The following is a 26,283-nucleotide window of genomic DNA, read 5'->3' as shown; positions in this document are numbered from 1 at the left end:
GCTTACGCTCCATAGCGCCTCTCGCCGATTCGGTGGGTGGTCGCGTCCAGGCCTGTTTGTTCTCTTTAATGGCCGCGTTCCCTCAAAATTAAATCCACTGCAGAGTCTGCTCTGCAGGACGAGTTGTGTGTTTCATCAGCGATAGTTGGTGTCTCTTACGCGACTGGGAGAGCTTATGATTAACGTATTTGTATTGCAGAATGGTCGCCTGAATCAGGTCAACATCGACAGCCGCGCCGATTTGGAAAACACCACGCCGGTATGGGTCGATCTGACTGATCCGAATGACGATGAACGCGACTGGGTCAAAGGCATCTACGGCGTAACTCTGCCGGGCGAAGATGAAGTCAAGGATATTGAAGCGTCCGCCCGTTATTACGAAGCAGAAAACGGCGACTTGCATCTGCGTACCGACTTTTTGCTAGAAGAAGACGACGGTCCATCAAGTGTTGTGACGGTCGCGTTTATTTTGGCCCGAGATATATTGTTTTCTGTTCACTCTGAGGATTTGCCTATCTTCCGTTTGGTGCGCATGCGCGCGCGCTCGCGTCCCGGCTCTATCAACGATTACAAAGACGTGTTGCTGGATTTATACGCGACCGATGCCGAGTATTCTGCAGATGCGCTCGAGGGTGTTTACCAAGCCCTTGAAGCTGTCAGCAAAAGCGTATTACAAAAAGAAATTACCGATCAGGATGCGGCAACCGCACTGAACGCGATGGCGCATGAAGAAGATTTGAACGGACGCATACGCCGTAACATGATGGATACGCGCCGCGCGGTCAGTTTCTTGATGCGTGGACGCTTGTTGAATACAGAGCAGTTTGATGAAGCACGCCAGATCATGCGTGATATCGAATCACTGGATGGTCACACTGCGTTCTTGTTCGACAAGATCAACTTCTTGATGGATGCGACGGTTGGTTTCATTAACATTAACCAGAACAAGATCATCAAGATATTCTCGGTGGCGAGTGTGGCCTTGCTGCCGCCAACGTTGATCGCGAGTATTTACGGTATGAATATGAAGTACTTCCCGGAGCTGGAGTTCTTTGGTAATTACGGTTATTTGTACACTGTGATTTTGATGGCTGCGAGTGCGGTTGTGCCGATGCTGTATTTCCGCAAACGTGGCTGGTTGCGTTGATTTGAATCGCAGAAAATTTAATAATAAAAAAGCGCCGATCAGGCGCTTTTTTATTGGTTGACTCAACTAAACGTTGGCCGTCTAATTTTGCAATTTTGTGAAAGCCGCACGCGCCGCAGTGATGGTTGTGTTGATGACTTCATCGCTATGTTGTGCGGAGACGAAGCCGGCTTCAAATGCGGATGGCGCCAGATAGACATCTGCATCCAGCATCGCGTGGAAGAAGGTGTTGAACTTCGCCGTATCGCACTTCATCATTTCTGTATAAGACAGCGGTTTCTCTGCCGCGAAATACATGCCGAACATGCCGCCTACCGAGTTGGCTGCGAACGCGACATTTGTCTCACGCGCTGCTGCGGTAAGTCCGTCCACCAGTTTTGTAGTTTGCGTGCTCAGCGATTCATAAAAGTCTGGAGCTTGTATCAACTTCAATGTCGCCAAACCGGCGGCAACGGTGACTGGGTTGCCTGACAACGTTCCCGCCTGATACACGCCACCCAATGGCGCAAGATGCTGCATCAAATCAGCGCGACCACCAAATGCGGCAACCGGTAAACCACCGCCTATGACTTTACCCAAAACAGTCAGATCAGGTTTGATATCGTAAATCGATTGCGCACCACCAAGTGCAACGCGGAAGCCCGACATCACTTCATCAAAAATCAATACTGCGCCATATTGCGTGCAGACGCTGCGCATGGCGTGCAGGAATTCCGGCGTGGCTGGTAACAAGTTCATGTTGCCGGCAACTGGCTCGACGATCACGCAAGCAATCTGATCACCGATTTCCTTGAAGGTATCAATTAGCTGTTGCGGATTGTTATAGTCGAGCACCAAAGTATGTTTGGCAAAATCTTCCGGCACGCCAGCTGAAGTTGGATTGCCGAAGGTCAGCAAGCCGCTGCCAGCTTTGACCAACAGCGAATCCGCATGGCCGTGATAACAACCTTCAAACTTGATGATCTTGTCGCGACCAGTCGCACCGCGCGCCAAACGCAAGGCGCTCATTGCGGCTTCAGTACCGCTGGAAACCAGACGCAATTGTTCTATCGATGGCACCAGTTGGCAAATCAATTCCGCCATCTGGATTTCGCCTTCAGTCGGCGCGCCAAAACTCAAGCCGCGCGTTGCCGCGTTTTGTACCGCTTTGACGACATCTGGGTGCGCGTGACCAACAATCGCCGGTCCCCACGAGCCGATGTAATCAATGTAACGACGATCGTCGGCATCCCAAAAGTAGGGGCCTTCAGCGCGGGTAATAAAACGTGGCGTGCCGCCCACTGAGCGGAAGGCGCGTACCGGCGAGTTGACGCCGCCCGGTGTGCTTTTTTGTGCGCGAGCGAAAAGAGTGTCGTTATTGGATGTCATGCGATGTACTTAAATAAAAGGTAAATGGTCGAGCTGACTTATTGCGCTCGCTTACTGAAGTGGCGGCGGCGTGAGATCGATTTCTTCATCCGATTCACGCGCCCAGAAGTAGCGATCTGGAACCAGCTTGCCCATGCCTAAGCGCTGTGCATTGGCGATAGACGCAATCGTGAACTCTTGCGCTTCGAATACAGCTTCTGGGATATCAAGCCCGTTTGCCAGCAATGCGGCAATCGTCGCCGCAAGTGTGCCGCCAGCGCCATTGTATGAACCTGAAATACGTTGCCAGTTGTCGTGACGGATTACGCCGCCTTCATCGAACAAGGTATTCGCAACATCGGTCAGGTCGGATGGCGTGCCGGTGACGAAAACATATTCGCAGCCCATTTCGATCAGACGCATCGCATCGACGGCCATCAAGTCTTCTTCCGACGGTTCGCGCCAGGTTTCGGCCATGCGCACCAATTCGACAGTCGAAATAATCAATACCGTGGTTTGCGGGATCAATAGTTCGCGGGTCGCCATCAACATGTCATCCGCGTCCGGTCCTTGATCGGGCAGGGACGAGAGAAATGGATCAAAAATCAGCGGAATATCAGGATAGTCGGAAACGATTTCAGCAATCGCCGAGACGTTTTCTATGCTACCGACCGCGCCCACCTTGAAGGCGGCGACCGGCATGTCTTCCAGCACGACACGCGCTTGGTCGGAAACCCAGTCTGGGTCTATAACTTGCATATCCTCTATGCGCGCGGTGTCACCGATGAAAAGTGCAGTAACCACGGACAAGCCGTGGCAGCCCATCGCGGCAAAAGACGCAAGATCGGCTTGAATGCCGACAGCGCCTACCGGATCTGTTGGGCCAAAGGTCAATATAAGCGGGGAAGTTTGGTTTTGCACGGCGGGTATATTAAGATAGCTGACTGTGCATTTTAACTTGAAGGGCTGTCAGCCGTGAGCATTAACGAAACAACATCGAACGAACCGTTCAAAACCTGGATGTGCCTGATCTGCGGCTGGATTTACGACGAAGCTGCCGGCTTGCCGGAAGAAGGCATCGCCGCCGGTACCCGCTGGGATGACGTCCCTATGAACTGGACTTGCCCGGAATGTGGCGCGCGCAAGGAAGACTTTGAGATGGTGGCGATCTAGTCTACAGCCGCAAGCCAGTGTTATGACTTTGGCATTTTTGTTGAAAAACCACGGGCATTGATTTGCACTGTGGTGCTTGACCTAAAGAATCTTGCTTTTTGTTACTGTTGCGCCGTATATTGTGGACACAGTTTAACGAGATGACTCATGACAATATCACTGGATAATGCTGACATGAAAATCATGGTGATCGACGATAGCAGTACGATTCGTCGGTCGGCAGAGATCTTTCTTGGTCAGGCAGGTTACAAGGTCGTGCTGGCGGACGATGGCTTTGATGCGCTCGCAAAAATGAACGACCACAAGCCTGCGCTTATCTTCTGCGACATCCTGATGCCTCGTCTCGACGGTTACCAAACCTGCGCACTGATCAAGAAAAGTGCCAAATTCCATTCCACGCCGGTGATCATGTTGTCGTCCAAGGACGGCTTGTTTGATCGGGCGCGCGGCGCGATGGTCGGCTCCGATGCCTACCTCACCAAGCCATTCACAAAAGACAGTCTGCTGAAAACCGTGCGCGAGTACACGGCGGAAGCAGTCGCAAAATAAATTTTGATTTAAAGGTTTCAGATGGCCATTCAAAAAATCCTCATCGTTGATGACTCCCCGACCGAGCGTTATTTTCTGACCGATATCCTTGTAAAAAAAGGTTTTTCCGTTTCTACAGCAGAAAATGGTGAAGAAGCTTTGTTGAAGATCAAGGCTGACAAGCCGCAATTGATTTTGATGGATATCGTGATGCCTGGCCAAAATGGCTTTCAAATCACACGCGCCATTACGCGCGATCCAGAAACACAAGACGTGCCTATCATTATCTGCACCAGCAAAGGTCAGGAAACTGACCGTATCTGGGGCTTGCGCCAAGGCGCACGTGACTACATCGTCAAGCCGGTTGATCCTGCTGAACTTCTCTCCAAAATTGCTGCGCTCGGATAAGTAACCCCTGATGAGCCAGCCTACGTCGGATCTGCAAGCGGGAAAGGTATTCGCCAAAACGGATATCGCTACACGCCGTACGCGCTTGCGCGAATTTCAGGTGCAGCTAGTTGAACGTATGCAGACCGCGCGTAGCGGCGAAGATACACGTGTTAATCAATTGGGCGTGATGATAGGTGGCAACCGTTGTTTGCTGAATCTGCAGACGGCGGGCGAGATTGTTTCGGTCGGCACGATTACCGAAGTACCTTTGACGCAGCCATGGTTTCTCGGTTTGACGAATATTCGCGGCAATTTGATCAGCGTGATCGATTTCGCACAATTTCAAGGTAACGCGCCCACGCCTATTGATAAAGACACTCGCATCATTGCGTTTGCGCCAGCACTTTCATTCAATAGCAGTTTGCTGGTATCGCGTGTACTGGGTTTGCATAACGTCGCTGAAATGGAAGCGCAATCCGATGTGCAGGATGAACTCGCACCTTGGGCAAGCAAGCGTTATCTGGATCGCGAATCGCAAGTCTGGACCGAGCTCGATCTTTCTTTAGTAATACAAAATCCTCAATTTTTGCACGTCGGTCTATGAGCGATCCGGGATAGATAATCCGGGCGCCGTATAAACAGAATCAGGAGAATCAGAATGGCGTTTAAATTACCGCTTTCCAAAAATAAAAAAGAGGCGGCCGCACAGGGAGCGGATTCTCACGGTGATACACCGGACACAACCACGCCGGTTGATCCAAGTGTAGTGCGCGCAGCGCGCGCCAACGTCAATCCTAATGCAACGTACATCGGCGACGTTCTGCAAAAAAGTGGTGACATTCGTCTACCGCTGATCGGCAAGCTGCCACTGCAACAACAGGTTCGTATTCTTCTGATCGCACTGGGCGGATCGCTCGTTCTGGGTGCCGCATTCGTTTGGTTGAACGCGGATTATTCCGGCTTGACCTCAACCCAGACGCAGATCGCCGGCGATGCGCTGATGCACTCGCAGCGGGTAGGTAAAGCGACACCGAATGCGATTCAAGGTAACAAGGAAGCGTTCAAGCAGTTGGCTGATAGCCGCAAAGAATTCAATAACGATTTGAATGTGCTTTCCAAAGGTGGCGTGTACCAGGGCCGTGATATCGGTACGCCTGACGCAAAAATGGAAAGCGCTTTGCAGGAAGTTCAAAAATTATGGGCAGGCTCCGACAAGGCAGCTGCCACGATTATCAAACTGGAAGCGCCGCTGACAGGCTTCGGTACCACACTGGAAGTCTTGAACGGCATTACACCTAACTTGCTTGAATTGACAGAGCAGATTTCAACGTTGAAATCACAAAGCGGTGCGACACCACGTGAAGTTGCAGCGGCTGGTCAGCTCGTGATGTTGACGCAACGTTTGGCGCGTAGTGCGAATGAATTTTTGAGTTCAGAAGGCGTGAACCCGGAAACAGCTTTCTTGCTGGGCAAAGATACCAATACCTTCCGCGACATTACCGAAGGCTTTTTGAACGGTAGTGAAGTTCTGCGTTTGAGCAAAACCACCGAGCCGGATACACGTGAAAAATTGATCGAGTTGCAAACCGCATTTGCCGACTATCAAAAATCGATCGCACTGATTCTGGGTAATCTGCAAAACTTTATTGCAGCGAAACAGGCACAGGAACTGATCTTCAAGGAAAACGAAGCTTTGAAGCAGCGTCTGACCGACTTGCAACAAACCTATCGTACCGAGCAGGATTCGCTGACGTGGCCGTTCTGGTTGATGTTGTTGAGCGTATTGACTGCGCTGGTCGCAGCGGCGGGTATCGCGCTGGTGCTGTTGCAGGATAGTCGCAACAGAACCAACGAAGCGGATGCGCGTCGTGAAGAAGCTGATGACCAACGTCTGGAAGCGCAGAAAAAAGAAGAAGAAGCCAAGCAGGCTAACGATCAGAATCAGGCCGCTATTTTGCGCCTGATGAATGAGTTGCAGGAAGTCGCGGATGGCGATTTGACCGTGCAAGCAACGGTGACTGAAGACATCACCGGCGCGATTGCCGATTCGGTTAACTATACGGTGGAAGAGTTGCGCGGTCTGGTAGGTCGCGTAACCAATACAGCGGAACAAGTTACCTTGGCATCTAATACTGCGCAGAATATTTCGACCGAACTGCTGGAAGCATCACACAAGCAATCACGCAACATTCAAGAAACCGGTCAGGCTGTACTGGAAATGGCGGTACAGATTACCGACGTTTCCAAATCAGCCAGTGAATCGGCAGAAGTTGCGCGTCAGTCAGTGACGGCGGCAGAACAAGGTTCACGTGCGGTGGAAAATGCGATCAAGGGCATGACCGAGATTCGCGAGCAAATTCAGGAAACCTCGAAACGCATCAAGCGTCTGGGTGAATCCTCGCAAGAGATTGGTGAGATCACAGAACTGATTTCTGATATTACCGAACAGACCAACGTCCTGGCGTTGAATGCGGCGATTCAGGCAGCGTCAGCCGGCGAAGCAGGTCGCGGTTTCTCGGTGGTTGCGGAAGAGGTTCAGCGTCTGGCGGAACGTTCGGGTGAAGCGACCAAGCAGATTGGTGCGCTGGTTCGTACGATTCAAACAGATACCCACGATGCGGTTGCCGCTATGGAAAAATCGACGCAGGGTGTGGTCGAGGGTGCCAAGCTTTCAGATGCTGCTGGTGCGGCGCTGTCCGATATTCGACGCGTTTCGAATCGTCTGGCGGAACTGATTCAAGGTATTTCGTCAGCGACCGAACAGCAGGCAACATCGGCTAACGGTGTGGCGCAAAACATTCAAGGCATTCTCACCGTCACGGAACAAACGCAAGAAGGTACGCAGCAAACTGCGCATTCAATTCGCGAATTGTCGAAGCTGGCCGAAGAACTCAAAAACTCGGTATCACGGTTCCGTGTAACGGCTTGATTTGTTTATTTTGATGCGTGTCTTTAACGCGCGTCTCTGACGCGATTTGTTAAAGGTGCGCATTTGTTTTGAGGCCCAACAGCAATTGCGGTGATCAGCTCATCTCTTGCTTGATCACCCCGCACCCGCGAGGCAGTCATGAATACCCCATCCTCTTCTTTGCCGCAAGGTAAGGACAGCTTCGATACCGGTCCCTTGTCATGGGTTATCGGTGAAATCGGCGAAGCGCTGACACGTTCCAAAGTGGCTTTGTGCGAAGCGCTGATGCAAGAGCCAGAAACTCAATCGACCACTTTGCGTCATGCAAAAACCTATCTGCATCAAGCGCATGGCGCTTTGCAAATAGTCGATGTCGATGGTGTGGCCATCATTACGGAAACTGTAGAAGATCTGTTTGATCGCTTCGAGTCGGGACAACTAGTGCTGACCGACGACAGCGTGCATGCCATTGCGCACGCTTATCAAGCCTTGCTGGAATATCTAGAAGAGTTGTTGGCTGGTATGCCGCATCAACCAGTTCGCTTGTTCCCTTACTATCGCTCGTTGTTGCAAGTGCGCGGCGCTGAACGCATACATCCGGCAGATCTGTTTTTCCCTAATCTGGCAATCCGTCCGCAACTACCATCAGCGTCGATTACTTTGACTGCTGAAGATTACGTCGGCTTGCGCAAACGTTTTGAACGCGCGTTGTTGATATTTCTGAAGGAAGCCGATAGCGAGACAGGCCTGGCAAGCGCACGGACTATGCGCGACATCGTGTTGCGTGTTGAGCAGGCACAAAGCACGCAACAAGCGCGCAGCTTCTGGTGGGTCATGCACGGTTTTGCTGATGCGGTTTCTGCCGGTCAAGTGCCGAACGAACTGTATGTCAAACAACTGTTTGCGCGCATCAATTTGCAAATTCGCCGCTTGAGCGAAGGCTCTTCCAGCATTACGGAAAGACTGTTGCGCGATGCCTTATTCTTCATTGCGCGCGTAGCACATCCTTCTGCTGTCGCTCAGCAAATTCGCAGTGCATATCAACTCGATGGCGTAGTGCCGACCGATTACGAGAAAAAACGTTACGGTCAGATCGATGCGCAGGCATTGGCCTCGGCTAAAGAGCGTTTGTCGCAAGCCAAGAATTTATGGAATCGGATTGCTGGCGGTGACGCCAGCGTCGCGCCATCCTTCGAGCAAGAAATGACAGGTCTGGCCGAAGCCGGCAATCATTTGAATGCGCCAGCATTGGCAAAACTCTTGCGCGAGCTTAGCGGCATCGCACGTCACGCCGCACATTCACGTCCAGGCGACAGCCTGAGTCTGGAAATCGCGACCAGCTTGTTGTTTGTTGAAAATGCGTTGCAGCAGATTGGCCATCTGGCCGACGATTTTGCCGAACGCGCTGATGCAGTGACGACGCGCTTGCTGTCTGCAGTTTCTGGCGAGACCTTGACACATTCTGCGCAATGGCTGGATGACATGTCGCGCGAAGCGCAAGAACGTCAAACCATGACGGCGCTGGCTGGTGAAATGCAATCCAGTTTGCGTCAGGTTGAAAAAATGCTGGACGAGTATTTCCGCGATCCTGAGCAACGTGCAGGTTTGTCGGATATCGATTCCGTTCTGTATCAAATTAGCGGCGCGCTTTCAGTGCTCGGTCATGAAGACGCAGTGCGTGCCGTGTGGCATACGCAAGCTGCTGTGCGACGATTTATCGAGGCCGAGGAAACGCCGGATTTGCAAGAGTTTCAGCAAGTTGCGCAAAATGTGGGTGCGCTCAGCTTCTTTATCGAGACGCTGCAATTGCATCCAGACGGCGTCAACAAGCGTTTTGCTTTTGACGATGATGCAGGTATTTTTCGTGCGAATCTGACTGAAAAAAACGGACCGTCGAACGCCGCGTTGGATGTCGTGGTTATTCCGGTTTCGGAAGTAGAAAATACAATTTCGACACTGCCTGAAATTCATGTTCCGGATTTGCCTACAGTCGAATCGGAACTCGCGCTGCATCAAAAGCAATCGGAAGAGCTGGCGATTTCACTTGCTGCAGAACCGACCAATCCCTTTCTGCAAGAGCAACTTAAAGAATCCTTAGAGCAAGTGCGCCTGGATGCGACCTTGGTCGATAATCCAGAAGCGAATGACAGGGCACGCGCCGTCATCGATATGCTGGAGCATCCTGACTTCGTTGCGTCGCAAGATGCAATGGACGACATTGCGTTGGCGACCGCTCCAGCCAAGACATCGCATGTGGAAGAGATCGCGCCCTTGGTAGCGCCAGCAACTGACGAAGCGATCGATGCTGAGCTGCTGGAAATTTTTCTGTCCGAAGCAGTTGAGGTATTGGATAGCGTCAAGCAGACAGTTCCAGAATCTCGCAATGCACCACACAATCAAGAATTCCTGACGACGTTACGTCGCTCCTTTCACACATTGAAAGGCAGCGGCCGCATGGTCGGCCTGGTTACTTTTGGCGAAGCTGCGTGGAGCGTCGAACAAGTGCTGAACTTGCGTCTGTCGGAAACGCGCGGCGGCGATGCAGATCTGTATGCATTACTTGAGAATGCGGTGCAAGTACTGGACGCATGGGTTGGCGACTTGCAGATGCAAGGTCGTTCTGATCGTAGTGGCCGTGCGCTGATCAACGCTGCTGAACGCGTAAAAAACGGTGCCGGTTTTCACTACGATGATCTGGAAGAAACGCTGTTGCTTGCGCCCGCTAGCGAAGCCTTTGACGCGCTAACTGAATCTGAAAATAATACCGAATCAGAAAATACAGCCGAAAGCATTGCTGAAAGTACAGCTGACTTTGGTAATGAAGATGCGCTCACCGCAACCGAGCCAGAAGAGTTGGAACTGAGCGATGAAGAACTTGCGCAGTTTCAAAAATTCAATGCGACCGCAGATGAAGTTGCGGAAGTTATTGACGCTGAGCCAGCAGCACCTGAGATAGTTGTTGGTGAACTCGATCATTTGAAACTCGATATGGTGGACGAAGTCGCGCCATTGCAAGGTGCCGCGGTACTCGACTTTCCAGGCAATCTTCCTGCTGCGCGCAAGTCAGACGACAACGTCAAATACATAGGCGATCTGGAAATCAGTTTGCCGCTGCATAATATTTATCTGGCTGAAACCGATGAGCTGGTGCGCTTGTTGTCGCAAGATATCGCCGAGTGGCGTCATGAGCCGGATCGTCATGTCAACATTCCAGCGGTGCATGCAGCACATTCACTGGCGGGGAGTTCAGCCACCGTCGGCTTCAAGCCTTTGCAGCAAATTGCCTACGCGCTGGAAGCTGTTCTGCAGTATTTGGCAAGGAAGCCAGTCAAGCTGCTGATATCAGAATACGACACACTGGATCATGCGATCTCGCGTATCCGTTTCATGCTGCAGATGTTCGCCTTGGGCGAGATGCCTGATTTTGAACCGGATCAAGTGGAAATCCTTGAGCGCATGCCGGAAGATTTTGAATTCCGCATCAGCTCTAAACACGGTCAGCCTGTATTTGATGCGCCGGTTGAGGATGAAGGCGAGCCTGCGACGGCGGAAGTTGTCGATGAGGATGCAGAAGCAAAGACAGAATTATCTGCAGTTGAGTCTGAACTTGAAATTGAGTCTGAGTCTGAACTTGAGCCTGAGCCTGAGCCTTCAGCAGCGGACGAGCCAAAAAATGTGGCCGACGATGCTCCGGTTTTGGAAGTCGCTCCAGCAGTAGAAGCTACTCCAGTCATTTTGGAATTAGAACCTGCGCCATTCGAAGAACCAGTCTATCCACAAAATAGTGAAGAGCTGACTGATCCTGCCTTGATCATCAAGGATGAGATCGATGCGGATCTGCTGCCTGTTTTCATCGAAGAAGGCAGTGACATGTTGCCGCAGATGGGTCAGGCATTGCGTGCGTGGCAAAAGGAACTGGGCGATACAGCATTGCCGCAATCTATCTTGCGGATTTTGCATACCGTCAAAGGTAGCGCGCGTATGGCCGGTGCGATGTTGCTGGGTCAGCATATGCACGAGATGGAAACGCGCATCGAAAATATTACGCATGCCGGTTATCCATCTGCCGCCGCTGTGGAAGATTTGCTGGCGCGTCATGATCACGGTTTGCAGTTATTTGAACACTTGCAAAATCCGGATGCGCCTAAACCAGCACCAGTCGAGACTGCAAATCTCGCTAAAGAAAATACGGCTGATGCTGCTAAATCTTCAGCAGAAGAATTACCAGTCATTCAAAGTTTGATGCCGATCACCGATCGCCGAACAACAGCGCTGGCCCCTGGTGTTTCACCTGCGTCGCGTGCCGTCGCAGCTGCCGCTCCAGTTCCTCTGGTGCGTGTACGCGCCGACATTCTTGATCGTCTGGTCAATCAGGCGGGTGAAGTGTCGATCTCGCGCTCCAAGTTGGAAACAGAAGTCGGTACTTTGCGCACCTCCATGGGTGAGCTGTCGGAAAACGTTAGCCGTTTGCGCGAACAGTTGCGCGAAATTGAAATGCAGGCCGAATCGCAGATCACCTCGCATATGGGTGTCTCGGCCGATCGCGAATTTGATCCGCTTGAATTCGATCGCTTTACACGTCTGCAGGAATTGACGCGGATGATGGCCGAAAGCGTCAACGACGTTGGCTCGGTTCAACAAAACTTGAGTCGGACCATCGATAGCGCTACTACCGATTTGACGAATCAGGCGCGTTTGACGCGTGATTTGCAACAGGATTTGATGCGCGTGCGCATGGTGCAATTCGCCAGTATCTCAGAGCGTCTGTATCGCGTTACGCGTCAGGCCGCGAAGGAAATGGACAAGCGCGTCAATCTGGATATTCGCGGTAGTGCCGTTGAAGTTGATAGGGGCGTACTGGAAAAAATGGCCGGCCCGTTTGAGCATTTGCTGCGGAATGCGATCGTGCACGGTATCGAGTCGCGCGAAAAACGCAAGGCTGCCGGCAAGAATGAAACCGGTGAATTGCGCGTCGAGATTCGTCAGGAAGGTAATGAAGTGGTTATTCATTTCTCTGATGATGGTCAAGGCTTGAACCTGAATAACATCCGCAAGAAAGCGCTGGAAAACGGTTTGGTAAAAGACGACGACAATCTGTCTGATGCTGAAGTTACCGATCTGATTTTCCATCCTGGCTTCTCGACAGCAGAAGAAATTACGGAGCTCGCTGGACGCGGCATTGGTATGGACGTGGTGCGCTCCGAAGCAGCATCGCTGGGTGGTCGCGTTGCGATTGCATCCGAGCCAGGCAAGGGCGCGTACTTCACGATTCATTTGCCATTGACGCTGGCGGTTACGCAGGTGGTGATTCTTTCGACTGGCGGCAAGACGTATGCATTGCCATCGGTGTTGGTCGAGCAAGTTCAACAATTGAAAAACGGTCCGCTGGCGATTGCGTATAACGAAGGCGCAGTGATGTGGCAATCGCAACGCGTCCCTATGCATTACCTGTCGACTTTGCTGGGTGATACGGATGCAGCGCCGGTAACGCAACAGTATTCGCCGTTGCTGATTTTGAAGAGTGGTAACGATCGCGTCGCTTTGCACGTTGATGAAATTCTGGGTAACCGAGAGGTCGTGGTTAAGAATATCGGCCCGCAGTTGTCACGCATGATCGGTATCGCAGGTGCAACGGTATTGGGTTCGGGTGAAATCGTTTTGATTCTGAATCCGGTGCCGCTTGCGCAACGCGCAGCACACGAAAATATTCGTGCGCCACGTTTGACGCCATCAGATGCGCCTAGTGATATGGGTGCAGTCGCAGAGATGGCAACGTTCGAACCGGCGGCGCGCAATGTCGAACCGGTGCAGGGCTTGCGTACTCAACATATCGTGATGGTCGTCGATGATTCATTGACGGTGCGTCGCGTAACGCAACGCTTGTTGACACGTGAAGGCTATCAAGTCGTGCTGGCCAAGGATGGTGTCGATGCCTTGCAGCATTTGCAATCAATTACGCCAGACGTGATGCTGGTTGATATTGAAATGCCGCGTATGGATGGTTTCGATCTGACCCGCAATATTCGTGGCGATGAGCGTACCCGTGATATTCCTATCATCATGATTACATCGCGTACTGCGAGCAAACATCGCAACTACGCGATGGAGTTGGGTGTGAATGAATATCTGGGCAAACCTTTTCAAGAAGAAGCGCTGGTCAAGTTGATCGCAGACTTCATCAAGAAAGAAATTCCAGCGAGTTAAATCTTGGCACTATAAAAAATCCCGCATGTGTGCGGGATTTTTTTTTGCCTTGCGTTTAACTTTATTTAATCGAGCAAAACTGCATTAGCTTGACGCAGCTCGATTCAAACCTTGCGTTTCATTCGACAAACTCCGCGACCTTTTTCACGACCGCATAGCGCTGCAATGTAAGTGCGCGCGCTTCGTCATGTTGTATCAGCGGTTGTGGATAGTTGCTGCCGAGTTCGACGCCAGCCATCTTCAATTCCAAGGCAGGTACACGCCATGGGGCATGGATCTGTTTGCTGGAGAGTTTGGCCAGCTGCGGCAGATAGCGACGTATGAACTTGCCATCTGCATCGAATTTTTCCGATTGTGTGATCGGATTAAAGATACGGAAGTAGGGTTGCGCATCGCAGCCGGATGACGATGCCCATTGCCAGCCGCCGTTATTCGCGGAGAGATCAAAGTCATTTAATTGCTCGGCAAAGTAACGTTCGCCCCAGCGCCAGTCTATGCCCAGATCCTTGATCAGAAAGGACGCGGTAACCATGCGCAAGCGATTGTGCATGTAGCCGGTTTGATTCAATTGCAGCATGGCGGCATCGACTAATGGATAACCGGTTTTGCCATCGCACCAGGCTTGGAATAATGTCTGCGCGTGGTTGCCAGATTCCCAGACGATGGCGTCGTAATCCGACTTGAACGCGCGGCCCACGACATGCGGATGCTGGAACAGAATCATGAAATAGAAATCGCGCCATATCAGTTCCGACAACCAGACCGCAGCGCCGCTGCCGCCGGTGCCTGTGCGCATCGCATCGAGCGCACGTCGTACAAGAGAACGTATCGACACCGTGCCGAAGCGCAGATGTACCGATAAATAAGAGGGGCCTTTTACAGCAGGGAAATCGCGCGTTTGATCGTAGCGCTGCATCCTGTCTGCAAAATCATCCAGCAAATCCTGACCGCCTTGCATCCCGGTTGGAATATTCAGGTCCGATAGATTGGTTTTTTCAAAGCCGATCTCAGCCAGGGATGGCATCGGATACTTATGGTCTGGCAGTGATGCAAAACGGTCTGCGTAGGTGTCGATTTCATAAGGATGCAGAACAGCCGCATCAGATTCTGCATGCAGTTTTTTCAACCAGGCATTCTTGTATGGAGTGAAAACCGAAAATGGCTTTTCTGCCAGCGTCAGTACTTCATTCTTCTCAAAGATTACCTGATCCTTGAAAGGATGCAGACTGCGTCCGGCGGCTTTGAGTACCTTGGCGACTTGTGCATCACGTGCAATCGCCTGTGGTTCATAGTCGTGGTTGGTGAATACTGCGTCGACGCCAAGTTCGGCAGCAAGTTCCGGTATAGCGGTCTCGGTCCATGCATGTTTGACGATCAAATCGCCACCCAGCGCTCGTAAGGCGGCGGCTAGTTCGAGCAGACTGGCGTGTATGAATTCAACGCGGCGGTCGGCTTTGGGCAAATCGTCCAAAATGGCCTTATCGAAAATGAAGGCGCAATAAACTTGCTTGCTTTGGGTTAATGCATGGTGGAGTGCGGCGTGGTCAAAACTGCGTAAATCGCGGCGAAACCAGACCAGTGTCTTTTTAAATTGGGACATGAACGATGAATATTGGGCAAATGGGAATAGCCAAAGAATGCAGGAAAAATCGATTTGAAGCGAGGTTTGGCGCAGAAAATCTGGGTAAAACTGCTAAAATAACGCCCATGTCGAAGCAACGTAAGACCAGCAAATCTCCCAACGATCCCGGTTCACCCTGGGAATCCCTCGCTTTTTCCGCCACACCTGACAATCCAGCACGTGATGAATTGAATCTCGCCGATCATTTTTTGATTGCGATGCCGTCCATGCTGGACCCGATTTTCGGTGGCACGGTCGTCTATCTGTGCGAGCACAATGCGAATGGTGCATTGGGTGTGATCATTAACAAACCCACCGATATGACGGTCGATGTTTTGCTCAATCGCATCGATTTGAAGCTGGAAATCGCGCCCGATCTGAAGCCGGTTGAAAAAACGCCGGTGATGTACGGCGGTCCGGTGCAGGCAGATCGCGGTTTTGTGCTGCACGCACCGCGGGGCGATTTTTCGTCGACGATGCCGGTGACTTCCGAGATCGCGTTGACAACATCCAAAGACATACTGGAAGCCGTCGCACTCGGTAGCGGACCGCAAAAGCTGTTGGTTAGCCTCGGCTGCTCCGGTTGGGGCGCAGGCCAGTTGGAGGATGAAATCGTACGTAACGGTTGGCTGACCGTGCGCGCCGATCCAAACATCATGTTCGATTTGCCACTGGAACAGCGGTTTTTTGCTGCGATCAAATTGCTTGGTATCGATCCGATGATGTTGAGTAGTGAGGCTGGACATGCGTGAGATTAAAACAGGAATCGCGCGCTAGTGGAAACCGTACTCGGTTTCGACTTCGGCTTGAAGCGCATAGGCGTTGCAGTAGGCAATACTTTAATAAAGCAGGCGCAGCCGCTGACCATCATCAGCGCCGCTACCAATGAAGCAAAATTCGCAGCGATCGCCGAACTGGTCAGCCAGTGGCAACCAGGTTTGTGCATCGTCGGCTTGCCGCGGCATCCGGATGGCGCCGAGCATGAAATGACAGTGCGCTGCCGTCGCTTCGCGAATCAATTGCATGGACGTTTTGACGTGGCAACGGTGCTGGTGGATGAGCGTTACTCATCCGCAGTGATTTCTCATCAACGCGGCGATCTGATCGACGATCAGGCAGCTGCAATCATCTTGCAACAATACTTCGATGACCATACCGAATCCGAATCCTGAACTAGACGCTGAAGCCTTGTATCAAGTGCTGGCGAAACAAGTAAAAACCGGTCTGGCAAAAGCCGAGAACGTTGCGATAGTCGGTATTTATTCCGGTGGTGCTTGGCTGGCGGAACGACTCGCGGCTGAGCTGCAATTGACTGAACGTTTGGGTTTTATCGACGTCTCTTTTTATCGTGATGATTTCGCGGAAAAAGGTTTGCGGCCCGACGTCAAGCCAACGCAAATTCCATTCGATGTGGACGGCGCAACCATCTTGCTGGTGGATGATGTGTTGTACACCGGCCGCACCACGCGCGCAGCGATCAATGAGTTGTTCGACTACGGTCGTCCAGCACGCATCATGCTGGCAGCGCTGGCTGATCGCGGCGGGCGAGAGTTGCCGATTGAAGCCGATTTTGTCGCACAAACTATTTCCATTCCAGACCAGCAATCGCTGGTACTTCAACGGGCCGACGACGGCCGCTTTTCCCTGACGGTGGATCATGCTTAATCCGCAACTGAATAAAAACGGTGAGTTGCAACATTTGCTCACGATAGAAGGGCTGCCAAAGTCCAACATCATTCACATCCTCGATACGGCTTCGTCGTTTGTCAGTATCGGTGATAGAGAAGTGAAAAAAGTACCGCTGATGCGCGGCAAGAGCGTGTTCAATCTGTTCTTCGAAAATTCGACGCGCACGCGTACTACATTTGAAATTGCTTCCAAGCGTTTGTCTGCCGACGTCATCAACCTGAATATTTCTGCATCAAGTTCCAGCAAGGGCGAATCGCTGTTGGATACGATCGACAATCTGGCAGCGATGCATGCCGATATGTTTGTCGTGCGCCATGCCGAATCCGGCGCGCCTTATCTGATCGCTAAACATTTGAGCGACACCGGGCAATCGCATGTGCACGTTGTCAATGCCGGCGATGGTCGCCATGCACACCCGACGCAGGGCTTGCTGGATATGTACACGATCCGTCACTACAAAAAGGATTTCACCAATCTGACTGTCGCGATTGTCGGCGATATTTTGCACAGCCGCGTCGCACGTTCAGATATCCATGCGCTGACGACTTTGGGTGTGCCCGAAGTGCGCGCGATCGGTCCTCGTACCTTGCTGCCTAGCGGCCTGGAACAAATGGGGGTGCGCGTTTTCCACAACATGGAAGAAGGTTTGAAGGGTGTCGACGTCATCATCATGCTGCGCTTGCAAAATGAACGCATGAGCGGCGCACTGTTACCGTCTGCGCAGGAATTCTTCAAGAGCTACGGTTTGACGACTGAGCGTTTGGCTCTGGCTAAACCAGATGCGATCGTCATGCATCCAGGCCCGATGAATCGTGGCGTGGAAATTGAATCTGCGGTCGCAGATGGCAAGCAGGCAGTGATACTGCCGCAAGTGACATTCGGCATTGCAGTGCGGATGGCAGTGATGAGTATTTTGGCGGGAAATTAAAAGATGAAAATCCACATCAAGAATGGCCATCTGATCGATCCAGCGAATGGCATCGATGCAAAGCAAGACGTGTATATCGCAGCCGGCAAAATTGCCGGTATAGGGCAAGCGCCGGAAGGCTTTGTCGCCACCAAAGTAATCGATGCGAGTGGCTTGGTTGTCGCACCTGGCTTCGTTGATTTGAGCGCGCGCTTGCGCGAGCCGGGTTACGAATACAAGGCCACGCTGGAATCGGAAATGCAGGCCGCTATGCAGGGCGGCGTTACCAGTCTGGTTTGCCCACCTGATACCGATCCAGTACTGGATGAGCCGGGTCTGGTTGAGATGCTCAAGCATAGAGCCAAGTCTTTGAATCAAGCCAACGTCTATCCGCTAGGTGCATTGACTATGGGTTTGAAGGGCACGGCGTTGACGGAAATGGCTGAGTTGACCGACGCCGGTTGCATCGGTTTTTCACAAGCTGATTGTCCGATTCTCGACACCACCGTGATGTTGCGTGCGATGCAGTACGCGAAGACATTTGATTACACAGTCTGGTTGCGTCCGCAGGATCCGCATCTTGGTATCAAAGGCGTTGCCCATAGCGGCCCAGTTGCTTCACGCCTTGGTTTATCTGGCGTGCCGGTGATGGCTGAGACGATAGCCTTGCATACGATTCTGGAATTGGTGCGTGTCACTGGCGCACGCGTGCATCTGTGCCGCATCTCGACTGGCGCTGGTTTGGAACTGGTTCGCGCAGCGAAAAAGGAAGGTTTGCCGATTACCTGCGACGTGGGTGCACATCATATTCATCTGACTGAAAACGATATCGGCTTCTTTGATTCCAACGCACGTCTGACGCCGCCACTGCGCAGTCAACGTGATCGCGATGCCATCTGTCGCGGTTTGCTGGATGGCACCGTCGATGCGATTTGTTCGGATCACACGCCGGTGGATGACGATGAAAAATTGTTACCTTTCGGTGAAGCCTCGCCTGGTGCAACCGGTCTGGAATTGCTGTTGTCGCTGTCCTTGAAATGGGCGGAAGATTGCGTCGATCAAGACAAGCAACCCTTGGCACAGGCCATCGCAAAAATTACAGCGGATGCAGCGCGTATTGTTGGTTTGCCGTCTGGGCAATTGGCGGTCGGCAGCGTTGCCGATATTTGTCTGTTCGATCCAGCCGTGCGTTGGACGGTTGCTGCAAAAGCATTGGCCAGTCAAGGCAAGCACACGCCTTTCCTCGGCTATGAATTAAGCGGCCAAGTGAAGACCACCATTGTTGCGGGTCATATCGCATTCCAGCGTTAATCCTGCGCTTAGCTTCTTGTGTTTTTTCATGATGCAGATGTTCTTTAACCCTTGCAGGTGAGTGCATGATCGCCGTGTCGTTCGTGCGTGTGATGCTGCATTTGCTGCAGGGTTTGTTGATTGCTGCGGTGATTTTTCCATGGATTAATTCGGCAAGTCGCGATCGTCGCATCAAGCAATGGTCAGCAGCTTTGCTGTCCATTCTGCACATCAAGGTTGCGTTGCAAGTGCAAGCTGGTGCGGAGTCCGAACCTGGCGCGCTGATTGTTGCCAATCACGTTTCGTGGCTGGATATCTTCGTCATCAATTCTCAAAATCCGTGTCGCTTCGTCGCCAAGGCCGACATACGTAGTTGGCCTGCGCTGGGCTGGTTATCTGCGCAAGCCGGTACGATCTTTATCGCGCGCGGCAAGCAACGCGAAGTACGTCGTGTCTACGAAGGCTTGGTCACCAGCATAGAAGCTGGCGAGCGCATTGCCTTCTTCCCCGAGGGGACGACAGCGGCGCAAGGTGGCGTGTTGCCGTTTCATTCGAATTTGTTTGAAGCAGCGATTGAAGCGAAAGTGCCGGTGCAGCCGTATGCAATTCGTTATATCGATGAACAAGGCAAGCTGCATCGTTCGGCGGATTTTATTGGCGACATGACGTTTGTCGACAGCATGTTGTTGATCATGAAGACGCGCAGGATGACTGCGCAATTGATCATGTTGCCGACCATCGATACTGCTGGTACACATAGACGAGAGTTAGCCCAACAGACGCGTGCCGCAATTGCAGAAGCTCTCGGGTATACCGCAAATATCCAAGAAAATCCGGAGCAGACAGCTTAGCTTTTCTTGCCCGGTTTTTGATGCTGCGGACATTCGACTTGTATCGTCGATCTATCCTGCAGATTGATAGCAGTCAGTTTGCCGCCCCATACGCAGCCGGTGTCCAGTCCCAGCACATTGGGACGGATTAGCAAGCCTAGCGTAGACCAATGGCCGAATACGACAGTATTGTTTTCGGTTTGGCGATTCGGACAATCGAACCACGGCAGCAAACCTTCAGGTGCATTACCTGCGCCCTCCACCGTTTTAAAATCCATACTGCCATCCGGCTTGCAAAAACGGATGCGCGTCAAGGCATTGACGATGCAGCGCAAGCGATCTGCGCCTTGCAAATCGTCGTTCCACAAAGCTGGTTCATTGCCATACATTTTTTTCAAAAATTCTGGCCAATCATCACCTTGCAGTGCGCCTTCGACTTCACGCGACAATGCCAGCGTTTGTTGTGCGTTCCATTGCGGCGGCACGCCTGCGTGCACGAATAAATTTCCATCTTGTTCTATCGCGAGCGGTTGATGACGCAACCAGGTCAGCAATTCTTCTCTATCATCTGCTGCCAAAATATCATCCAGCGTGTCGGAACCGTGCGGCTTGCGCAGCCCGCAAGCAACTGCCAGCAAATTCAAATCATGATTGCCGAGCACAATGCGCGCACGTTTCCTTAGCGCATATATTTGTCGAAGAGTTGCCAACGATTTCGGACCGCGGTTGACGATATCACCGACGAAAATGAGTTGCGCATTCGGCGTTGTCGCGTCAATTTTTTCCAGCAGTGCGATTAGTTGCGTGTGGCAACCTTGTAGATCGCCAATGGCATAAGTAGTCATGGATGAGTAAGTGGATAAGCAGATAGTTTTAAATTTGAACGAATAGCTATGCCAAGACCTGTAATTTTTACTCGTAATTAGTGGGTTCGGCGTCTTGGATCAGCATACCGGAATTATGGATGCAGTTTCAAATTCACTGATGAGTACGATTGGTAAAAGCGTTCTTGCAGGAAATTGAAACTTGAAGGCATCTCGCTTGTCGAAACTTGCGGCAGGCCAGACTCTCTCGATTATGCGGGTTATCATATCGGCTGCTGAATACGGTCGATAACGTTCGGCCTTCTTGCCTTGCCATTTTCGTATTACCACTATATCTAAGGATAAGCCTCAACATGCTGACTCTCTCGCAAAGTATTTTCAAGGCTTATGACATTCGCGGCATTATCGATAAGACGCTGGACACCGATGTTGCGCGCAGCATTGGTCGTGCCTTCGGTAGCGCAGTGCGCGCCAAAGGTGAACAGGTCGTTGTCATCGGCCGTGACGGACGCTTGTCCGGCCCCGAGTTAGCTGCTGCGTTGGCTGAAGGCTTGCAAGCGGCAGGCGTTGATGTTGTCGATCTCGGCATAGTTGCGACGCCTATGCTTTATCTCGGCACGCATGTGCTGGACGCGCAGTCCGGCATCATGGTGACCGGCAGTCACAACCCCCCCGACTACAACGGCTTCAAAATGGTATTGGCGGGCGAGGCCATTTATGGCGATACGATCCAGGCTTTGTATCAAGCCATCGTCGACAAGAATTTCACCGAAGGCGCGGGCGGCTATCGCACTTACGATATCGCTGACGCCTATCAACAGCGCATCGCTGGCGACGTCAAACTGGCGCGACCGATGAAGATTGCAATCGATTGCGGTAACGGTGTGGCTGGTGCATTTGCCGGTGACTTGTACCGCGCGCTGGGTTGCGAAGTAATCGAATTATTTTGTGAAGTAGATGGCACTTTCCCTAACCATCATCCTGATCCGGCCCACCCGGAAAACCTGCAGGATTTGATTCGTTGTCTGCAAGAGACTGATGCGGAAATCGGTCTGGCATTTGATGGTGACGGTGACAGACTTGGCCTCGTCACAAAAGATGGTCAAATCATTTATCCGGACAGACAGCTGATGTTGTTTGCGCAGGATGTGTTGACACGCCATCCGGGCGAGCAAATTTTGTATGACGTCAAATGCACGCGCCATCTCGCGCCATGGGTGTCCGAGCGTGGCGGCAAGCCATTGATGTGGAAAACCGGTCACTCGCTTGTCAAGGCAAAGATGCGCGAAACCGGCGCGCCTTTGGGTGGCGAAATGAGCGGCCATATTTTCTTCAAAGATAGATGGTACGGTTTCGATGACGGCATGTACGCGGGTGCGCGCATGCTGGAATTATTGAGCCGTGAAAAAGATCCTTCAGCGACCTTGAATGCGTTGCCGCAATCGGTCAGTACGCCGGAGTTGCAATTGAAATTGAACGAAGGTGAAAGCTTCCCATTGATCTCCAAGTTGCAGAAGGAGGCGCAATTCCCAGGCTCCGATCAGATCATCACGATCGACGGCTTGCGCGTGGAATATCCGGATGGCTTTGGTCTGGCGCGTTCATCGAATACCACGCCGGTGATTGTGATGCGCTTCGAGGCTGAATCGGAAGAGGCCTTGCAGCATATTCAGGCAGAATTCAAACGTGTGATTACTGCCGCCAAACCGGACGCCGTCATGCCGTATTAATTATTGTCATCGCCGCAACCGGTGCAATGCCGGTTGCGGGTTTCACGAGGTTCTTTTCAGTATCTTCTTGGCGTCACAATTTCACTTCAATTAGGCAGTGGCCGGGCCGAAGCGGCATAATACGGCTCATGCAATTTCAATCCCATTTTTCAATAATAGCAACCACCGGTCCACGTACTCAGGTCGGAGCAATGCTATGCGTTTGATTTACTCTATTGCGTGGTGGTTTGCCTTACCACTAGTGCTGCTGCGCTTGTTTGTCCGTGGTCGTAAAGAGCCGGGATACCGCCAGCACATCGCTGAGCGTTTAGGTTTTTATGGTGGCGTTGCTTACGATCGTGGATCGTCTGTGCTGTGGGTGCATGCAGTGTCGGTCGGCGAAACACGCGCCGCGCAACCTCTGATCGATGCCTTGCTTGCCACGTATCCCACGCATACCTTGTTGCTGACACACATGACGCCCACCGGTCGTGCTACCGGCAAGGATTTGTTCGGTACGCAATCGCGCGTGGTGCAAAGTTATCTGCCGTATGACACCGGCTTTATGGTCGGACGTTTCTTGCGGTATTTCAAACCGAAGCTTTGCATTTTGATGGAAACCGAAGTCTGGCCAAATGTTATGGCGCAGTGCGCGCGTCATGCTGTGCCGGTCGCTTTGGTGAATGCGCGTTTATCCGACCGATCGTTGAACAAGGCCTTGCGCCTGCCAGGTTTGTTTGTCGAAGCCGCTGCTGCGATGTCTTGCGTCGCTGCGCAAACTGAAAGCGACGCGGTGCGCATACGCCAGCTAGGTGCGCCTGCTGTGCACGTCACTGGCAGCATCAAGTTCGATGTGAGGCCGCCTTCAGAAATGCTGCAGCGTGGCGCGACCTTGCGTCAGCAAATTGGCTCGCGCCCGGTTCTTGTTTGTGCCAATACTCGCGATGGTGAAGAGGCCTTGATTCTGGATGCTTTGCTGCAGCAGAATCGACCTGAAATTTTATTGCTGCTGGTACCACGTCATCCGCAACGCTTCAATGATGTCGCGCAAATGATCAGTGCACGTTCTTTGCAATTAGCACGGCGCTCAACGATTGGTAGTGCTGAAATTAGTCCCGATGTGCGCGTTTTTCTAGGCGATAGCATGGGTGAAATGTTTGCCTACTATGCTGCTTGCGACGTCGCATTTGTCGGCGGCAGCTTGCTGCCTTTAGGCGGCCACAATCTGATCGAGGCCAGTGCAATGGGCAAGCCGGTATTGATCGGGCCGCACACGTTTAACTTTGCCGATGCTGCTGAAAATGCAATCGCAGCAGGTGGCGCGCAGCGTGTGACTGATGCATCCGATATGTGGCAGCACGCGATACGCTTGCTGGATGACGTGGCAGCACGTACAACAATGGGTGAAGCTGGACAGAAGTTTGCACAACAGCATGGCGGTGCGACGGCGCGTACCATGGCATTGCTGGCGCCGTTGATAAATTGAAGGCCGTCGGGCTTAACTCTTGATAAATCGGAATAGTGATGAGTACAGAAAATATTAAGCAAGCCAGCACGCTCGCTGAGCAAAAACAAAAAATTATTCAGCCGAAGACCGAAGAACAGTCTCTGTACAAACGTGTATTGGCGAATGAAGATACTGAAGAAAATACGCAACCGGTAGATTTCCGTCGTGTCCAGCATGGCCATGGTCCTTGTTCTTGCTGCGGACCGTATAGCGAATAATTACAAAGAATTAATCGGTATCGGAAATCATGCAGAGTCGAAATACCAGCAATATTTGTTGGCGCAGTATGCGGGAAGATGATCTAACGAAGATTATCGCGATTGCCGCCGAGCTTTATCCTACCTATCCCGAAGATGATCAGATTTATGCCGAGCGCCTGGCGCTACATCCGCATGGCTGTCTTGTACTGGAAGCGAATCGCAATGTAGTTGGCTATGCGCTCAGCCATCCGTGGCTGGACAGACAAGCACCCGCCTTGAACTCGCTATTGCAAGCCTTGCCGAGCCATCCTTCCACTTACTATATTCATGACGTTGCGCTTGCCTATTGCGCGAGGTTTGGGCGCCGTAGAACTGCTGTTGGCTAATCTGATACCGATCGTACAAGGCTATGGTTTGAACACCATATCTTTAACGGCGGTCAATAACTCCCACAACTTTTGGACGCGTCATGGCTTTGTTGCCATCGACGATCCTGCATTACAAAAGAAATTGAACACCTACGATCTTGCGGCAAGATTCCTTTTAAAGAATATTGCCGCAAGCTGAACCCTGCTTAGTAGCGATGCGGGTTGTTTGGACGACGATCATAGCGATTAGGAACGCCATCCCTATCATTGTCACGGCGATAATGACGATCATGATGTCTATGATGATGGCGATCACCATAGTAAGGCTGTGGCGCGTAATAAACAGGACGCGGTTGAACGTAGACAGGTCGTGGCTGCACATACACAGGCTCTGGTGCGTAATACACCGGGCCGGGAACGCCAATATTCACACCGACGTCAACGCGTGCCATTGCAGGTGCTGCTGAAAACATCAGGACGGCTGCTGCCAGAATACCTGCTGAAACAGTCATGGTTTTGTTCATGTTCATCTCCTTGATTGATGGCTCTATTAAATACCAGCGTTAGATCAAGAACTAGAGCGGAATCGTAAGGATTGTTACTACTTGTATCTGTGCGCGATGTGCACATTTTCTCTTGTGCAAAGCTTATCTCGCGTTGGTGGCTCCGCAACTGTCAGAGACCCAACGTCCGCTGGAATTGGCACGGTCATCGACCGCCACACCTCTCACAGAACCTTTGAACTGGGTTACGCCGGTAAAGCTTTCGGGCGTATTTAATGTCGCTTCAGTTTTTCCTTGTCCATTGATTTGATCACTGGCGCAGACAAGATCGGCGCTGTAGCGATTTTCAACCCGCGTTGCGTTTCTTGCTTCGCAACCTGATTGCGGATGAGAAAGATAGGGCGGGATTTTTTGCTCGGCCATTTCCTTGGTGATGCAAGCTTTGGAGCTGGCTGCGCCATTTTTTATTGCAGGCATATCAAAACCATATTGCTTGGCCAGATTGGCAAGATTCTGCATCTGGTCTGGTGGAATTTGTTCTGCCAAACTCAGCAAGCCGGATGTAGTGGTGATTTCCCATAGTCCCGGACGCATATTATTTTCAGCCGCATGTGCGTTGAGCGCGCATGCCGACATTAAACTCAGGAACAGAATTTTCTTGTGCATGAATTGCTTTCAGTTGTGAATTGCATATTCTTCAGAGTGCCGAATAGCGTGGGAGGTTCAAATGATTCGCTGTGAAATCGGCCAAACTCCCATATAGATGGGATACGAAAAATTCCGTAAATAACGCAAAATGATGCGTGAAACGGAGTCCATATCATGTCATTTCAATTACCCCTGAATATCACCGCGCAGCGCAAACCGATCTCGGCCACTGCTTACGAATACGTGCTGCACCATAGCGAGCTGGGGCAGCTGGGACAGATCATGTTAAGTGCCTGTATTTCTGGCGCGTGCAACGTCACTTCTCTGGTGCATGGTCAGCCTGGCGATCACATCACCGAGCAGCGCCGCGCCGTGTTTGAGCCACTGGCAAAAAGTCTGGCAGAGCAAATTCAGCTGACGACGAATTTTCCTAAAACAGAAAATACGAATAATGAGTCTGTCGCTGCGTAAGATTTAAATTTAGATCCAG

General features: G+C 51.8%; 25 protein-coding genes. 19 read left to right on the top strand and 6 right to left on the bottom strand.

The annotated features are described in order from the left end of the window. The first annotated feature begins 175 nt into the window (after positions 1–175). Positions 176–1,147 (top strand): magnesium/cobalt transporter CorA, encoded by a 972-nt coding sequence (corA, locus tag Q7T66_RS01855; protein ID WP_304931552.1) that lies wholly within the window; start codon positions 176–178, stop codon positions 1,145–1,147. Positions 1,148–1,228: 81 nt separating this feature from the next. On the opposite strand, the gene hemL is transcribed toward corA, so the two are convergent. Together hemL and Q7T66_RS01845 are read right to left on the bottom strand one after the other, a co-directional pair. Next, positions 1,229–2,515, bottom strand: a complete 1,287-nt coding sequence (gene hemL / locus Q7T66_RS01850; protein ID WP_304931551.1) for a glutamate-1-semialdehyde 2,1-aminomutase — start codon at positions 2,513–2,515, stop codon at positions 1,229–1,231. Between the two features lie 51 nt (positions 2,516–2,566). Beyond that, positions 2,567–3,415 (bottom strand): hydroxymethylpyrimidine/phosphomethylpyrimidine kinase, encoded by an 849-nt coding sequence (locus tag Q7T66_RS01845; protein ID WP_304931550.1) that lies wholly within the window; start codon positions 3,413–3,415, stop codon positions 2,567–2,569. A gap of 99 nt (positions 3,416–3,514) precedes the next feature. On the opposite strand from Q7T66_RS01845, the gene Q7T66_RS01840 reads away from it, so the two are divergent. The 6 genes from Q7T66_RS01840 to Q7T66_RS01815 all read left to right on the top strand — a co-directional run bounded on the left by Q7T66_RS01840 (position 3,515) and on the right by Q7T66_RS01815 (position 13,697). After that, on the top strand, positions 3,515–3,667 hold the full coding sequence (locus Q7T66_RS01840) for a rubredoxin (RefSeq protein WP_304931710.1): 153 nt from the start codon (positions 3,515–3,517) through the stop codon (positions 3,665–3,667). Between the two features lie 147 nt (positions 3,668–3,814). After that, positions 3,815–4,216, top strand: a complete 402-nt coding sequence (locus Q7T66_RS01835) for a PleD family two-component system response regulator (RefSeq protein ID WP_112990923.1) — start codon at positions 3,815–3,817, stop codon at positions 4,214–4,216. 21 nt (positions 4,217–4,237) lie between these two features. Next, positions 4,238–4,603: a response regulator transcription factor gene (locus Q7T66_RS01830; protein WP_011872120.1), complete on the top strand. Its 366-nt coding sequence runs from the start codon at positions 4,238–4,240 to the stop codon at positions 4,601–4,603. Between the two features lie 10 nt (positions 4,604–4,613). Continuing rightward, positions 4,614–5,189: a chemotaxis protein CheW gene (locus tag Q7T66_RS01825; RefSeq protein ID WP_304931549.1), complete on the top strand. Its 576-nt coding sequence runs from the start codon at positions 4,614–4,616 to the stop codon at positions 5,187–5,189. A gap of 54 nt (positions 5,190–5,243) precedes the next feature. Further along, positions 5,244–7,514, top strand: a complete 2,271-nt coding sequence (locus Q7T66_RS01820; RefSeq protein WP_304931548.1) for a methyl-accepting chemotaxis protein — start codon at positions 5,244–5,246, stop codon at positions 7,512–7,514. Between the two features lie 138 nt (positions 7,515–7,652). Further along, a complete protein-coding gene (locus tag Q7T66_RS01815) occupies positions 7,653–13,697 on the top strand; it encodes an Hpt domain-containing protein (protein ID WP_304931547.1) in 6,045 nt (2,014 codons plus the stop codon). A gap of 118 nt (positions 13,698–13,815) precedes the next feature. Here the strand turns inward: Q7T66_RS01815 and Q7T66_RS01810 are convergent, their stop codons facing one another. Next, the gene (locus Q7T66_RS01810; RefSeq protein WP_304931546.1) at positions 13,816–15,297 is read right to left on the bottom strand and encodes a deoxyribodipyrimidine photo-lyase; all 1,482 of its coding nucleotides are present in this window, start codon (positions 15,295–15,297) and stop codon (positions 13,816–13,818) included. Between the two features lie 107 nt (positions 15,298–15,404). Between Q7T66_RS01810 and Q7T66_RS01805 the strand changes: the two genes are divergently transcribed. The 6 genes from Q7T66_RS01805 to Q7T66_RS01780 all read left to right on the top strand — a co-directional run bounded on the left by Q7T66_RS01805 (position 15,405) and on the right by Q7T66_RS01780 (position 20,055). Further along, entirely contained in the window at positions 15,405–16,070 is a 666-nt protein-coding gene (locus Q7T66_RS01805) for a YqgE/AlgH family protein (protein WP_304931545.1), read from the top strand. Between the two features lie 24 nt (positions 16,071–16,094). Then, entirely contained in the window at positions 16,095–16,490 is a 396-nt protein-coding gene (gene ruvX / locus Q7T66_RS01800) for a Holliday junction resolvase RuvX (RefSeq protein WP_304931544.1), read from the top strand. After that, on the top strand, positions 16,465–16,983 hold the full coding sequence (gene pyrR / locus Q7T66_RS01795) for a bifunctional pyr operon transcriptional regulator/uracil phosphoribosyltransferase PyrR (protein WP_304931543.1): 519 nt from the start codon (positions 16,465–16,467) through the stop codon (positions 16,981–16,983). The genes ruvX and pyrR overlap by 26 nt, the downstream gene beginning before the upstream one ends. Continuing rightward, positions 16,976–17,935 carry an aspartate carbamoyltransferase catalytic subunit gene (locus Q7T66_RS01790; RefSeq protein ID WP_304931542.1) on the top strand — a complete coding sequence of 320 codons (960 nt, stop codon included), beginning with the start codon at positions 16,976–16,978 and terminating at the stop codon, positions 17,933–17,935. Before pyrR ends, Q7T66_RS01790 begins: the two co-directional genes overlap by 8 nt. Before the next feature lie 3 nt (positions 17,936–17,938). Beyond that, a complete protein-coding gene (locus Q7T66_RS01785) occupies positions 17,939–19,225 on the top strand; it encodes a dihydroorotase (RefSeq protein ID WP_304931541.1) in 1,287 nt (428 codons plus the stop codon). Positions 19,226–19,290: 65 nt separating this feature from the next. Further along, complete coding sequence (locus Q7T66_RS01780) at positions 19,291–20,055, top strand: 1-acyl-sn-glycerol-3-phosphate acyltransferase (protein ID WP_304931540.1); 765 nt, start codon at positions 19,291–19,293, stop codon at positions 20,053–20,055. Here Q7T66_RS01780 and Q7T66_RS01775 read toward each other — a convergent pair. Continuing rightward, positions 20,052–20,879: a symmetrical bis(5'-nucleosyl)-tetraphosphatase gene (locus Q7T66_RS01775; RefSeq protein ID WP_304931539.1), complete on the bottom strand. Its 828-nt coding sequence runs from the start codon at positions 20,877–20,879 to the stop codon at positions 20,052–20,054. The genes Q7T66_RS01780 and Q7T66_RS01775 overlap by 4 nt on opposite strands. Positions 20,880–21,211: 332 nt before the next feature. On the opposite strand from Q7T66_RS01775, the gene Q7T66_RS01770 reads away from it, so the two are divergent. From Q7T66_RS01770 to Q7T66_RS01750, 5 genes are all read left to right on the top strand, one after another. Then, on the top strand, positions 21,212–22,588 hold the full coding sequence (locus Q7T66_RS01770) for a phosphomannomutase/phosphoglucomutase (RefSeq protein ID WP_304931538.1): 1,377 nt from the start codon (positions 21,212–21,214) through the stop codon (positions 22,586–22,588). 196 nt (positions 22,589–22,784) lie between these two features. Next, entirely contained in the window at positions 22,785–24,053 is a 1,269-nt protein-coding gene (gene waaA / locus Q7T66_RS01765; protein ID WP_304931537.1) for a lipid IV(A) 3-deoxy-D-manno-octulosonic acid transferase, read from the top strand. Between the two features lie 38 nt (positions 24,054–24,091). Next, positions 24,092–24,292: a hypothetical protein gene (locus Q7T66_RS01760; RefSeq protein WP_304931536.1), complete on the top strand. Its 201-nt coding sequence runs from the start codon at positions 24,092–24,094 to the stop codon at positions 24,290–24,292. A gap of 29 nt (positions 24,293–24,321) precedes the next feature. After that, positions 24,322–24,660, top strand: coding sequence for a hypothetical protein (locus Q7T66_RS01755; RefSeq protein WP_304931535.1), 339 nt, complete (start codon positions 24,322–24,324; stop codon positions 24,658–24,660). 28 nt (positions 24,661–24,688) lie between these two features. Next, positions 24,689–24,841 carry a hypothetical protein gene (locus Q7T66_RS01750; RefSeq protein WP_304931534.1) on the top strand — a complete coding sequence of 51 codons (153 nt, stop codon included), beginning with the start codon at positions 24,689–24,691 and terminating at the stop codon, positions 24,839–24,841. A gap of 7 nt (positions 24,842–24,848) precedes the next feature. Here the strand turns inward: Q7T66_RS01750 and Q7T66_RS01745 are convergent, their stop codons facing one another. After that, entirely contained in the window at positions 24,849–25,166 is a 318-nt protein-coding gene (locus tag Q7T66_RS01745; RefSeq protein ID WP_304931533.1) for a hypothetical protein, read from the bottom strand. Positions 25,167–25,289: 123 nt separating this feature from the next. Continuing rightward, a complete protein-coding gene (locus tag Q7T66_RS01740; protein WP_304931531.1) occupies positions 25,290–25,811 on the bottom strand; it encodes a DUF3617 domain-containing protein in 522 nt (173 codons plus the stop codon). A gap of 156 nt (positions 25,812–25,967) precedes the next feature. Here Q7T66_RS01740 and Q7T66_RS01735 point away from each other — a divergent pair, with 156 nt between their 5' ends. Continuing rightward, positions 25,968–26,264 carry a hypothetical protein gene (locus tag Q7T66_RS01735; protein ID WP_304931530.1) on the top strand — a complete coding sequence of 99 codons (297 nt, stop codon included), beginning with the start codon at positions 25,968–25,970 and terminating at the stop codon, positions 26,262–26,264. Positions 26,265–26,283: the final 19 nt, after the last annotated feature.

The organism is Herminiimonas sp. (assembly GCF_030655415.1).
This window is presented reverse-complemented; position numbering and strand designations above follow the sequence as displayed.

Excerpts from the sequence above, each read along its gene's own strand:
- Q7T66_RS01840 (WP_304931710.1), top strand. The coding sequence starts at position 3,515 with ATGTGCCTGATCTGCGGCTGGATTTACGACGAAGCTGCCGGCTTGCCG.
- Q7T66_RS01770 (WP_304931538.1), top strand. The coding sequence starts at position 21,212 with ATGCTGACTCTCTCGCAAAGTATTTTCAAGGCTTATGACATTCGCGGC.
- Q7T66_RS01835 (WP_112990923.1), top strand. The coding sequence starts at position 3,815 with ATGACAATATCACTGGATAATGCTGACATGAAAATCATGGTGATCGAC.
- waaA (WP_304931537.1), top strand. The coding sequence starts at position 22,785 with ATGCGTTTGATTTACTCTATTGCGTGGTGGTTTGCCTTACCACTAGTG.
- Q7T66_RS01815 (WP_304931547.1), top strand. The coding sequence starts at position 7,653 with ATGAATACCCCATCCTCTTCTTTGCCGCAAGGTAAGGACAGCTTCGAT.
- hemL (WP_304931551.1), bottom strand. The coding sequence starts at position 2,515 with ATGACATCCAATAACGACACTCTTTTCGCTCGCGCACAAAAAAGCACA.
- Q7T66_RS01780 (WP_304931540.1), top strand. The coding sequence starts at position 19,291 with ATGATCGCCGTGTCGTTCGTGCGTGTGATGCTGCATTTGCTGCAGGGT.
- Q7T66_RS01775 (WP_304931539.1), bottom strand. The coding sequence starts at position 20,879 with ATGACTACTTATGCCATTGGCGATCTACAAGGTTGCCACACGCAACTA.
- Q7T66_RS01735 (WP_304931530.1), top strand. The coding sequence starts at position 25,968 with ATGTCATTTCAATTACCCCTGAATATCACCGCGCAGCGCAAACCGATC.
- Q7T66_RS01830 (WP_011872120.1), top strand. The coding sequence starts at position 4,238 with ATGGCCATTCAAAAAATCCTCATCGTTGATGACTCCCCGACCGAGCGT.
- Q7T66_RS01785 (WP_304931541.1), top strand. The coding sequence starts at position 17,939 with ATGAAAATCCACATCAAGAATGGCCATCTGATCGATCCAGCGAATGGC.
- Q7T66_RS01810 (WP_304931546.1), bottom strand. The coding sequence starts at position 15,297 with ATGTCCCAATTTAAAAAGACACTGGTCTGGTTTCGCCGCGATTTACGC.
- Q7T66_RS01760 (WP_304931536.1), top strand. The coding sequence starts at position 24,092 with ATGAGTACAGAAAATATTAAGCAAGCCAGCACGCTCGCTGAGCAAAAA.
- Q7T66_RS01805 (WP_304931545.1), top strand. The coding sequence starts at position 15,405 with ATGTCGAAGCAACGTAAGACCAGCAAATCTCCCAACGATCCCGGTTCA.
- pyrR (WP_304931543.1), top strand. The coding sequence starts at position 16,465 with ATGACCATACCGAATCCGAATCCTGAACTAGACGCTGAAGCCTTGTAT.
- Q7T66_RS01825 (WP_304931549.1), top strand. The coding sequence starts at position 4,614 with ATGAGCCAGCCTACGTCGGATCTGCAAGCGGGAAAGGTATTCGCCAAA.
- Q7T66_RS01790 (WP_304931542.1), top strand. The coding sequence starts at position 16,976 with ATGCTTAATCCGCAACTGAATAAAAACGGTGAGTTGCAACATTTGCTC.
- Q7T66_RS01820 (WP_304931548.1), top strand. The coding sequence starts at position 5,244 with ATGGCGTTTAAATTACCGCTTTCCAAAAATAAAAAAGAGGCGGCCGCA.
- Q7T66_RS01740 (WP_304931531.1), bottom strand. The coding sequence starts at position 25,811 with ATGCACAAGAAAATTCTGTTCCTGAGTTTAATGTCGGCATGCGCGCTC.
- Q7T66_RS01755 (WP_304931535.1), top strand. The coding sequence starts at position 24,322 with ATGCAGAGTCGAAATACCAGCAATATTTGTTGGCGCAGTATGCGGGAA.
- corA (WP_304931552.1), top strand. The coding sequence starts at position 176 with ATGATTAACGTATTTGTATTGCAGAATGGTCGCCTGAATCAGGTCAAC.
- Q7T66_RS01745 (WP_304931533.1), bottom strand. The coding sequence starts at position 25,166 with ATGAACAAAACCATGACTGTTTCAGCAGGTATTCTGGCAGCAGCCGTC.